Raw genomic sequence first — 10,668 nt, 5'->3', positions numbered from 1 at the left:
TCGATAATTTTTTTTCCCTGCGCCCGGGCCGCGCGCAGCAGCTGGAAATCGATACCGTAGTCGGTCCGCAGGCCAAGACGTTGCGCCTGCTGCGCCTGTAGCATTAACGCTATTTGCCAGGCGGGCAGTCGATCGATCATTTCCGCCTCAATGGCGACCTCGCGGCAGTAACGCTGAAGCTCCTGTAATTCCCCCTCGCTAAGACGCTCCGCCAGCGGCGGGCAGATTTCGCTTTCGCTGAAGGGCGAGGCGCCGGAAGTAATATCCGCTTCGACAATCAGCGCATCGGCCCGCGCCAGCTTCTCTTGCAGCACTGCCGGCAGCGGCATCATGTTCTGTGTACCCATATGAATGCTGCCGACCAGATGCAGACGACGGGTGTCGAGCACCCGGTCCTGCGCCGGATAGGTATAGCTAATGGGCGACAGAGTGCGCCACAGCGCGACAGCCTTTTGCAATAATTTTTTCATAGGCTCCGCCCCGTTAGTTTTCTTTATGCTAACGGTTTAACCCACTGAAGGACAGACGCCAGCCGGGGTTTCAGACAAGACTGCCCGTCACTTCGGTGGCTGGTAGCGCAGCAAGCGGTTAGCGTTGCTGACCACGGTGACCGAGGAAAGGGCCATCGCGGCGCCAGCCACCACCGGGCTGAGCAGGGTGCCGGTTAGCGGGTAAAGCACGCCCGCCGCAATCGGGATGCCGCAGGCGTTATAGATAAAAGCACCCAGCAGGTTTTGCTTCATATTGCGCAGCGTGGCTTTGGCTATGGCCAGCGCATCCACTACCGCGTGTAGATCGTGACGCATCAACGTAATCCCTGCAGTTTCAATCGCGACATCGCTGCCGCTGCCGATAGCAATGCCCACATCCGCCTGCGCCAGCGCGGGAGCATCATTGATGCCGTCGCCAATCATGGCCACGCATGCACCCTGCAGCTGGAGCTTTTTGATCGCCTCTGCTTTCCCGTCCGGCAGCACGCCGGCAATCACATTATCCAGTCCGGCCTCGCGGGCAATAGCCTGCGCGGTGGTTTCATTGTCGCCTGTCAGCATCACCAGCTGGTAGCCCTGCTCACGCAGAAGCTTCAGCGTGGCGACACTTTCCTGGCGCAGGGTGTCGCGCAGGAAAAAGATGGCTTTAAGCTGGTTACCCGTCGCCAGCAGTACCGGCGTCATCCCCTGTGCGGCCCGGGAGGCAATCGCCTTGTCCATTTCCTCATCGACCACGTTCTGTTGGGCCATCAGGGTACGATTTCCCAGCCACCAGGTCTCGCCCTGAACCTGGCCGCTGACGCCCATGCCGCCCAGCGTACGGAAACCCATCACGTCGGGCGTGATAGCGCCAGCGGCGCGTTCAATAATGGCTCGGGCCAACGGGTGCTGTGAGCCTTGTTCCAACGCGGCCGCCAGAGAGAGTGCCTGCTGTTCATCGGTGCCGTTAAATAAAAGAATTTCTTCGACCTGAGGTTTGCCTTCCGTCAGGGTGCCGGTTTTATCAAACACCAGCGTATCCAGGGTGCTGGCGCGCTGCAGCGCATCCGCATCCCGCACCAGCACGCCAAATTCGGCGGCACGACCCATGCCAGCGGTAAGTGACATCGGTGTGGCCAGCCCAAGCGCGCAGGGGCAGGCGATAATCAGCACCGTTGTGGCGATGACCAGGGTATAGACAAGCTGCGGTGCAGGGCCAATGAAGTACCACACGGCCGCGCTCAGCAACGCAATAGCAACCACGGTCGGCACAAAGATCGCGGAAATTTTGTCTACCAGGCGACTAAGCTCAGGCTTGCTGCTTTGCGCCTGGCGAACCAGATTCACAATTCGCGACAGCGTGGTATTTTTCCCCACCGCACTGGCGGTGAAAAGCACGCTGCCGTCCTGCATTACCGTGCCCGCGTGGACCTTGTCGCCCGGGCTTTTCTCCTGCGGTAATGCCTCACCGGTCAACATGGCCTCATCCAGCCAGGCCTGCCCCTGTACGATATCGCCATCGACCGGAACGCGATCGCCGGTGGTCAGGCGTAGCGTCATGCCCGGCGTCACCTCGCTGAGCGGCATCATTTTTTCTTCACCGGCAACCACTACCCGCGCAGCGGGCGGGGTCAGATCCAACAGCCGCTCCAGCGCCTGCGAGGCACGCTGGCGCGCACGCTGTTCAAGCATATGACCGAGGTTAATCAGGCCAATGATCATTACGCTCGCTTCATAGTAAAGATGGCGAGCTTCTGCCGGGAAAACAGTGGGCCACAGGGTGACCGCGCTGGAGTAGAGCCAGGCTGCGGCGGTACCCAGCGCGACCAGCGTATCCATGGTGGCACTGCCGTTCAGCAGACTGCGCCACGCGCTGCGATAAAAATGGCCGCCCGCGACAAACATAATCACCAGCGTAACGCTGCCCAGCGCCAGCCAGATAGAACGGTTATCGGCGGTTAACATCATATTATCGCCGACCATTCCCCAAAACATCAGGGGTAGACCAAATGCCAGCGCCAGAAGCGCCTGCCAGCGAAAACGGCGCATCGCTGTCAGGGCTGTTTGCTGTTGTTTTTCGCGGCGCTTACTTTCATCTTCAATAATTTCAGCTTCATAGCCTGCTTTTTGGACCGCCTCAATAAGCGCGATGGGCGAAACATCGCCCATTACCAGTGCACTACGCTCCGCAAGATTTACGCGCGCCTGATGCGTGCCTGGTACCTGCTGCAGTGCACGTTCTACGCGACTTACGCAGCTGGCGCAGCTCATGCCCCCTATTAAGAGGTGAAAACTGTCATCGTTCGCCGGAAGCTGAGAAGGGGCCGCCGTCAGCGCTTCCGGCTGGGGTTCTGATACTGTCAGCGGTTCAGGCTTTGGGCGTGCGTCGTCCGTCAGCACTGCCTGATAGCCTGCCTGTTCTATCGCGGCGATTAGCGTATCTGGCGAGGCATCTCCGGTTACGCGGGCTTCCTGCAGGGAAACATCGGCCTGAGCCACATCTTCACGCTGCTCCAGCGTTTCTTTAACTCTTTTTACGCAATGACCACAGGTAAGGCCATCCAGTTTTAATACCGTTGTTTGTGACATACAAACTCCTTTACTTAGTCAGAAAGGGTTAACTATCGGGTTAAGGATAAACCTTCCATTAAGGGTAAGGTCAAGTTTGTCTCTGGCTGACATGGACAATTTTAGTCGCGGCATGAAGAGTGCTAAAATTAAGCGATACCAGACAGGCGGACCCGTATATGCATATTAGCGACGTAGCTAAAAAAACCGGCCTGACCAGCAAGGCCATCCGGTTTTATGAAGAGAAAGGCTTGCTGACCGCGCCATCACGCGGTCAAAACGGCTATCGCCACTACACCACAAAACATCTGGAAGAGCTGACGCTGCTGCGCCAGTCACGCCAGATAGGCTTTAGCCTGGAGGAATGCCGTGAAATGCTCTCGCTTTTTCACAATCCGCAGCGCCATAGCGCCGAGGTGAAGGCCAGAACGCTGAATAAAGTGGCGGAGATCGAAGCGCATATCAACGAGCTGAACCTGATGCGCGAACGGCTGCTGGCGCTGGCGGCCAGCTGTCCGGGCGATGAGGGCGCCAGTTGCCCTATCATGGATAATCTGGCCGGCTGCTGTCAGCAGAGCAGGGTGCGTTAGACTGGTGCGACCGACATGGCAGCAACGGGCCATGCCGGATAACCTGCCGGATGTCCCGATATAAAGACATGCCGCATAACCTGCCGGATGATTCGATATAAAGGCGTGCCGGATAAACAAAGCTGGAATCTTTGCGTCTATCGGCCGGGTTTCGGAAGGCCATTTTGCTGATGGCAGATAAAATGCCGAACGTAATAAGCCGCTTACTTCTTATCGACATCCCGCCTGACAATGCGCAGCGTGATGCCCTCTACAGCCACCACCGTAACTGGCGTACCGGCAGGAAGGTTCTCCGTAGCCTGTACGCGCCAGCTGCTGTCGCCAACGCGGATATGCCCTATGCCGTCACGCAGCGTTTCCTCCAGCTGTAATGAGGCGCCAATAAGCTGACTACCGCGCTGATTAAGCGCAGAAGGGGGCTGTTTACGATCGCGGCCGCGCAGCCAGTAGTACCACCACAGCGCAGCAAGGATGGTCAGAGCGGCAAAGCACAGTCCCTGCCATTCCCACGGGATCGGCACCAGCCAGACCAGCAGGCTGACCAGTACGGCGGCAACGCCGCTCCAGAGCAGGTAGCCGCTGGCACCCAGCATCTCGGCAGCAAGCAGAATGCCGCCCAGCGACAGCCAAAGCCAGGCGGGATTCGCTAACAGGTCGGCCATTATGCCCCCCGATCTTTTTTGGTTTCCTTCAACAGTTCCGATATCCCCGCGATAGACCCTAGCAGGCTGGAGGCTTCCAGCGGCATCATAATCATTTTGCTGCTTTGCGATGTGCCGATTTTCTGCAGCGCATCGGTATATTTCTGCGCCACGAAGTAGTTGATAGCCTGAATATCCCCGGCGGCAATGGCCTCTGATACCATTTTAGTGGCGCGTGCTTCCGCTTCCGCGCTACGTTCCCGGGCTTCAGCCTGAAGGAAAGCGGACTGGCGCTCACCTTCAGCCTTGAGAATTTGCGACTGCTTCTCGCCCTCCGCTCGCAGGATCGCGGCCTGCCGAACGCCTTCCGCTTCCAGAATATCGGCACGCTTGGTACGCTCCGCCTTCATCTGTGCGTTCATGGAGGCAATCAGCTCCGCTGGCGGCCGCACGTCGCGAATTTCAATGCGGGTAATTTTAACGCCCCAGGGATTCGTGGCTTCATCCACAATCCGCAGCAGCCGGGTATTGATGTTATCGCGCTGCGACAGCATCTCATCCAGCTCCATTGAACCCAGCACGGTACGCATGTTGGTCATGGTTAAATTAACGATAGCCAACTCAAGGTTACTGACCTCGTAAGCCGCACGAGGCGAGTCAATAACCTGAATAAAGCAGACGGCGTCGATAGTCACGCTGGCGTTATCTTTCGAGATAATTTCCTGGGAAGGAATATCCAGTACCTGTTCCATCATGTTGATCTTGCGACCAACACGATCCATAAATGGCACCAGAAGATTAAGACCGGGCTGGAGGGTTTTGGTATAGCGGCCAAAACGTTCCACCGTCCACTGATAGCCCTGCGGCACAATTTTGATGCCGGACCAGACAATCACCAGGGCGACAAGGATAATTACGGGGATAACAGTCAACATATAACCTCCGGATTGTTAAAAACGGGCTGATTCGTTCAGCCCGTATGCTTTTTTAATAAAGCAGAGAGTAGAGCTGGCGACGATATTTTGCCGCCAGTGCATCGCCCGTTCCCAGTGCCGCCAGGATCTCCTGCAGGATTTTACGCGCCTGGCCGTCCGCCGCGCCCAAATCTTTTTTCAAATGGCTGAACAGCAGCTCCAGGGCTTCTTCGTTACGACCGACCTGATGCAGCTGTACGGCCAGCTTAGCCGCCAGTTCAGCGTTGCCCGGATCGGCATCAATTTGCTGCTGCAGCTGCTGGATTTCCGGCGTGTCGGCTGCCTGTTTCAGCAAATCGATTTGGGCGATTAACCCGTGATAGCGGGTATCTTTATCCTGTAAGGGCACCACGTCCAGCACCGCCTGCGCTTCATCGCTGCGGTTAAGGCTGATTAACACCTCGGCCAGCAGAAAGCCCATTTCACTGTTTTGATTGCTTAACTGCCAGGCTTCTTTAAGTAGCGGCAGCGCGTCCAGCGGCTTACCTTCCTGCACCAGCTGCATAGCCTGCTGCGCCTTCAGCTCTTCTTCTTTCGGCAGCACTTTATGCAGCAGTGCACGTACGGCTTCTTCCGGCTGTGGGCCCTGGAAACCGTCTACCGGCTGACCGTTCTGGAACAGATAAACGGTGGGTATAGCACGCAGGCCAAACTGCTGGGCAACGGCAGGCTCCGCATCGCAGTCCAGCTCGGCAAGAATAAACTGACCGGCGTACTCCTGCGCCAGGCGCTCCAGCAACGGCGTCAGTTCCTGACAATGCTGGCTGCGTGCAGACCAGAAGTAAAACAGCACGGGCAGCTGCATCGACTGCTCAAGCGTCTGATGCAGGTTGCTTTCATTAATAGTGACAATAGCAGCTTGTGGTGACATGAATTCGTCTCTTTGTCCTGGGTTTCTTACTTTATTGGGGCAGATGCCCGGGCTTCAAGGTTTTGTTGACGTCGACGCCGGTTTACCGCGCAAAATGCGATCCAGCATCCGGCCCGGCAGCAGACGTCGCAGTAGCGTAATGGCATGAGCGACTAACGTAACAGGATAACGCAAGCGTGGCCGGGGGCTTTCCAACGCATGGCGCAGCTTCGGCAGGATAGCCTCCGGCGGCAGCGTAAAGCGGGCGGCGATACCCGGATTTTCTACCGGATTCTCCTGTTCAGTCTGCTTCACATTATCGGTAAAACGGGTTTTTATCGGCCCCGGTTCAATCAGGCTGACCTGAACACCGCTACCGTGCAGCTCCATGCGCAGCGTGTCGGACCAGGCCTCCAGCGCATATTTGCTGGCCGCATAGGCACCGCGTCCCGGTGTGGCAATCAGCCCCATTACTGAGCTGGTGTTGATAATGCGCGCGTCGCCGCTGGCCCGAAGAGCGGGCAGCAGCAGCATCGTCAGCTGATGCGTGCCGAAAAAATTAGTAGCGAACTGCTGCTCCATCTGTTGGCGGCTGATAGCGGTAAGCGTGCCGTAAACGCCATAGCCACCGTTATTAAACAGCGCAAAAATCCGGTTATCGCTTAAAGCAAGAATGCGTTCTGCCGCGCGAATAACGCTTTCGCTGCTGTTGAGGTCCATTTCTACACCGGTAAAACCCAGTTCGTCCATTCGCCGAACATCCTCTGCTTTGCGACAGACGGCCAAAATTCGGTAACCGCGTCGCAGCAAATCGTTGGCAGCGACCAGACCGATCCCGCTTGAACAGCCGGTAATCACAATTGTTTTTTGCATAACTTTACCTGTAGGCGATCTGCAATCTCGTTTACTCATGGTTAACTAGCGGAGCCAGCGTTTTTGCCATCAGATCGGCAATAAAGGGCTGCGCATCAGGATTGGGATGAATGCCGTCCTGCTGCATCCATTCCGGCTTCAGGTAGACCTGCTCCATAAAAAAGGGCAGCAGCGGCAGAGAAAAGGCTTTCGCCAGCCTGGGGTAAACGTCGCTGAACGCTTCGGTATAGCGCCGACCATAGTTAGGCGGCAGGCGAACCTGCATCAGCAGCGGCTGTGCGCCAGCCGCTTTCACCAGACCGATAATTTGTCCCAGCTGCTGCTCCAGCTGCTGAGGAGGGAAACCTCGCAGACCATCATTTCCACCCAGCTCGATCAGTACCCAGCGGGGCTGATGTTGTTTTAGCAGCGCAGGCAGGCGCGCCAGCCCCTGCGCCGCGGTATCGCCACTTATGCTACCGTTAATAATGACGGGAGATTTCTGCCATTTATCATTGAGTAACGCTGGCCACGCGGCGCTGGCAGACATGCGATAGCCCGCGCTCAGGCTGTCGCCAAGCACCAGCAATTTGTCCGCCGCCGTCGCGCGCAGCGTCGTCAGAGCCAAAAATAACAGGATAAGGTAATGCCAGCGGAAAACATTCTTGAAGTTCATCGTCTTAGTAAATCCGTCGGTCAGGGTGAGCATCAGCTTTCCATCCTTACCGGAGTTGAGCTGGTTGTCAAACCGGCCGAAACGCTTGCCCTGATCGGCGAGTCCGGTTCCGGCAAATCGACGCTGTTGGGCATTCTGGCCGGTCTGGACGACGGCAGCGAAGGCGAGGTGTTTTTGCTGGGATCGCCTTTACATGAAATGGATGAGGAGCAACGGGCGGCGTTGCGTGCCAGAAGCGTTGGTTTTGTCTTTCAGTCTTTTATGCTGGTGCCGACGCTCAACGCGCTGGAAAACGTACAGCTTCCGGCACTGCTGCGCGGCGAAAGTGAGGCGCAAAGCCGCGAACAGGCGAAAAGCCTGCTTGGCCAGCTGGGGCTGTCGGCGCGTCTGACCCATCTGCCTTCACAGCTTTCCGGTGGCGAACAGCAGCGTGTGGCGCTGGCCCGGGCTTTCAGCGGCCGGCCGGCCCTGCTGTTCGCTGATGAGCCAACCGGCAATCTCGATCGCCAGACGGGCGAGCGGATAGTTGAGCAGCTGTTTTCATTGAATCGCGATTTCGCCACCACCCTGATCCTGGTTACCCACGACGAGCAGCTGGCCGCCCGCTGCGATCGTCGATTAAGAATGCGAGACGGTAAACTTCAGGAGGAAGTATGATCTGGCGCTGGTTCTGGCGGGAGTGGAAATCGCCTTCGCTGCTGATCGTCTGGCTGGCGCTGACGCTGGCGGTAGCCTGTGTGCTGGCGCTGGGGTCACTTAGCGATCGGATGGAAAAGGGCCTGACTCAGCAAAGCCGCGACTATATGGCGGGAGACCGTACGCTGCAAAGTTCCCGTGAGGTGCCTGAAAACTGGCTGGATGAGGCCCGCCGCGAAGGATTGCAGGTGGGCCGCCAGCTGACCTTTATGACCATGACCTTTGCGGGCGACATGCCGCAACTGGCCGCCGTGAAGGCCGTAGACGACCGTTATCCGATGTTTGGCAAACTTGCTACCGAACCCGCCGGGCTGCGGCCCGCAGCAGGTACCGTGCTGGCCGCGCCGCGACTGCTGGCGTTGTTGAATCTGAAAACGGGCAGTCAGCTGGAGGTGGGCGACGCCACGCTGCACGTGGCCGGTGAGGTCGTCCAGGAACCGGACGCGGGTTTTAACCCTTTTCAAACCGCGCCCCGTTTGTTGATGAATCTGGCCGATGTGAAAAAGACCGGCGCAGTCCAGCCCGGAAGCAGGGTGACGTGGCGTTATAAATTTGCCGGAACGCCTTCGCAACTGGCGAATTACGATCGTTTTATCTCTGCGCATATTCAACCTGAACAGCGCTGGATTAGCGTAGAAAACTCGGAAGACGCTCTTGGCAAATCGATGCAGCGCGCACAGCAATTTTTACTGCTTTCGGCCCTGCTGACCCTGATGCTGGCGATTGCCGCCGTTGTGGTCGCCATGAACCACTATTGCCGCAGCCGCTACGATCTGGTGGCCGTCCTGAAAACGCTGGGCGCTAACAGAGCGGCTTTGCGCAAGCTGATTGTCGGCCAGTGGCTGGCGGTACTGCTGCTGGCGGCCTTCTGTGGCAGCATCGTGGGGAAAGGTTTTGAGGCGTTGCTGCTGCATATGCTGCGGCCGGTACTGCCTGGTGACCTCCCGGCGGCCAGTTTCTGGCCCTGGCTGTGGGCAACGGGATCGCTGTTCGCTATCGCCTTTCTGGTCGGCCTGCGGCCTTATCGCCTGCTGTTGGCTACCCAGCCGCTTCGGGTGCTGCGACGCGATGTTATCGCTTCCGTCTGGCCGCTGAAATTTTATCTGCCGGTCATGGGGCTAACGATAGTGGTTCTGCTCGCGCTGCTGGTCGGCGGCAGCAAATTGCTCTGGGCGCTTATCGCCGGCATCCTGCTGTTGACGCTGCTACTGGGCGGGCTGGGGTGGGGCGCTTTACTGGTGCTGCGGCGCCTGCGTGTGCGAAACCTGGCGTTTCGGCTGGCGGTCAACCGGCTGCTGCGTCAGCCCTCGGCGACGTTCAGCCAGCTGGCTGCCTTTTCGCTTTCTTTTATGTTGCTGGCCCTGCTGCTGGTGATGCGTGGCGATCTGCTCGATCGCTGGCAGCAGCAGCTCCCACCCGACAGCCCTAATTATTTTCTCCTTAATTTAACCGGGGATCAGATCCCTTCGGTACGTGCTTTCCTGGAGCAGCATCAGGTCGAACCGAAAACCTTTTATCCGATTGTCAGGGCGCGGTTAACGTCGATTAATCAGCGTCCAGCCGATCCGGCGCTGGATAATGCCCTGAATCGCGAGCTTAACCTGACCTGGCTTGAAAAATTGCCCGATCATAACCCGTTAGTCGGTGGAAGCTGGCCGCCAAAACAGGGGGAAGTCTCAATAGAAGCCGCGCTGGCCGACCGGCTGGGCGTAAAGCCTGGTGATACGCTGACCTTTACCGGCGATACGCAAACCTTCTCCGCAAAAATTAGTAGCCTGCGTAAAGTGGACTGGGAAAGCCTTAAGCCTAACTTTTTCTTTATCTTTCCGCCCGGTGCGCTGGAAGGACAGCCGCAAACCTGGCTGACCAGCTTTCGCCTTGATAATAATAATGCGCTGCTGGCGCAGCTGAACCGAACCTTTCCTACGCTCAGCCTGCTGGATATAGGCACTATTCTGCGGCAAATAGGGCAGGTGCTGGCACAGGTCAGTCAGGCACTGGAAATCATGGTCGTGCTGGTTACCGCCTGCGGTATTCTGCTATTGCTGGCGCAAATCCAGGTTGGGATGCGTCAGCGCAGGCAGGAACTGGTGGTCTACCGGACGCTGGGCGCCGGGAAAAAGCTGTTGAGGAATACGTTGTGGTGCGAGTTTGCGCTGTTGGGTTGTGTGTCAGGCATCGCGGCTACGCTGGGGGCTGAGGTGGCATTATGGGGACTACAGCGTAAGGTCTTTGATTTTCCATGGCAGCCTGATTACCTGCTTTGGGTAACATTACCTGTGGCCGGCACCTGTTTACTGTCGCTGTGTGGTGGCTGGTTAGGCATAAGGCTACTTAAAGGAAAGGCATTG

Annotated in this window: 10 protein-coding genes; 3 read left to right on the top strand and 7 right to left on the bottom strand. The window is 57.5% G+C overall.

What is annotated here, in order from left to right; genetic code table 11:
* On the bottom strand, window positions 1–470 hold a 470-nt coding region (locus RTK32_RS12945; RefSeq protein ID WP_312044558.1), incomplete at its 3' end, for a TraB/GumN family protein.
* A gap of 87 nt (window positions 471–557) precedes the next feature.
* Complete coding sequence (gene copA / locus RTK32_RS12940; protein WP_312044556.1) at window positions 558–3,059, bottom strand: copper-exporting P-type ATPase CopA; 2,502 nt, start codon at window positions 3,057–3,059, stop codon at window positions 558–560.
* A 158-nt stretch (window positions 3,060–3,217) separates the two neighbouring features.
* On the opposite strand from copA, the gene cueR reads away from it, so the two are divergent.
* Window positions 3,218–3,628 (top strand): Cu(I)-responsive transcriptional regulator, encoded by a 411-nt coding sequence (gene cueR / locus RTK32_RS12935; protein WP_312044555.1) that lies wholly within the window; start codon window positions 3,218–3,220, stop codon window positions 3,626–3,628.
* A 203-nt stretch (window positions 3,629–3,831) separates the two neighbouring features.
* Here cueR and RTK32_RS12930 read toward each other — a convergent pair whose 3' ends face one another.
* From RTK32_RS12930 to tesA, 5 genes are read right to left on the bottom strand one after another with little or no spacing between them, the layout of a single operon-like run.
* Complete coding sequence (locus RTK32_RS12930; protein ID WP_312044560.1) at window positions 3,832–4,293, bottom strand: NfeD family protein; 462 nt, start codon at window positions 4,291–4,293, stop codon at window positions 3,832–3,834.
* Entirely contained in the window at window positions 4,290–5,204 is a 915-nt protein-coding gene (locus RTK32_RS12925; protein ID WP_312044553.1) for an SPFH domain-containing protein, read from the bottom strand. The genes RTK32_RS12930 and RTK32_RS12925 overlap by 4 nt, the downstream gene beginning before the upstream one ends.
* Before the next feature lie 52 nt (window positions 5,205–5,256).
* Window positions 5,257–6,114 carry a co-chaperone YbbN gene (locus tag RTK32_RS12920; protein WP_312044551.1) on the bottom strand — a complete coding sequence of 286 codons (858 nt, stop codon included), beginning with the start codon at window positions 6,112–6,114 and terminating at the stop codon, window positions 5,257–5,259.
* A 54-nt stretch (window positions 6,115–6,168) separates the two neighbouring features.
* Complete coding sequence (locus tag RTK32_RS12915; RefSeq protein WP_312044549.1) at window positions 6,169–6,966, bottom strand: SDR family oxidoreductase; 798 nt, start codon at window positions 6,964–6,966, stop codon at window positions 6,169–6,171.
* A gap of 31 nt (window positions 6,967–6,997) precedes the next feature.
* Complete coding sequence (gene tesA / locus RTK32_RS12910) at window positions 6,998–7,621, bottom strand: multifunctional acyl-CoA thioesterase I/protease I/lysophospholipase L1 (RefSeq protein WP_312044547.1); 624 nt, start codon at window positions 7,619–7,621, stop codon at window positions 6,998–7,000.
* Between tesA and ybbA the strand changes: the two genes are divergently transcribed.
* Together ybbA and ybbP are read left to right on the top strand one after the other, a co-directional pair.
* Complete coding sequence (gene ybbA / locus RTK32_RS12905; RefSeq protein WP_312044545.1) at window positions 7,592–8,278, top strand: putative ABC transporter ATP-binding protein YbbA; 687 nt, start codon at window positions 7,592–7,594, stop codon at window positions 8,276–8,278. The genes tesA and ybbA overlap by 30 nt on opposite strands.
* A partial coding sequence (ybbP, locus tag RTK32_RS12900; RefSeq protein ID WP_312044543.1) for a putative ABC transporter permease subunit YbbP occupies window positions 8,275–10,668 on the top strand: 2,394 nt, incomplete at its 3' end. The genes ybbA and ybbP, both read left to right, overlap by 4 nt.

This window comes from Erwinia sp. (genome assembly GCF_031978025.1).
Classification (GTDB): Bacteria; Pseudomonadota; Gammaproteobacteria; order Enterobacterales; family Enterobacteriaceae; genus Erwinia.
The sequence above is the reverse complement of the archived record's forward strand: the minus strand, read 5'-3'. Positions and strand labels throughout refer to the sequence as shown.

What these genes read in the sequence shown, in the direction of transcription:
- copA (WP_312044556.1), bottom strand. Translation starts at nt 3,059, where the DNA reads ATGTCACAAACAACGGTATTAAAACTGGATGGCCTTACCTGTGGTCAT.
- cueR (WP_312044555.1), top strand. Translation starts at nt 3,218, where the DNA reads ATGCATATTAGCGACGTAGCTAAAAAAACCGGCCTGACCAGCAAGGCC.
- RTK32_RS12925 (WP_312044553.1), bottom strand. Translation starts at nt 5,204, where the DNA reads ATGTTGACTGTTATCCCCGTAATTATCCTTGTCGCCCTGGTGATTGTC.
- RTK32_RS12920 (WP_312044551.1), bottom strand. Translation starts at nt 6,114, where the DNA reads ATGTCACCACAAGCTGCTATTGTCACTATTAATGAAAGCAACCTGCAT.
- RTK32_RS12915 (WP_312044549.1), bottom strand. Translation starts at nt 6,966, where the DNA reads ATGCAAAAAACAATTGTGATTACCGGCTGTTCAAGCGGGATCGGTCTG.
- ybbA (WP_312044545.1), top strand. Translation starts at nt 7,592, where the DNA reads ATGCCAGCGGAAAACATTCTTGAAGTTCATCGTCTTAGTAAATCCGTC.
- tesA (WP_312044547.1), bottom strand. Translation starts at nt 7,621, where the DNA reads ATGAACTTCAAGAATGTTTTCCGCTGGCATTACCTTATCCTGTTATTT.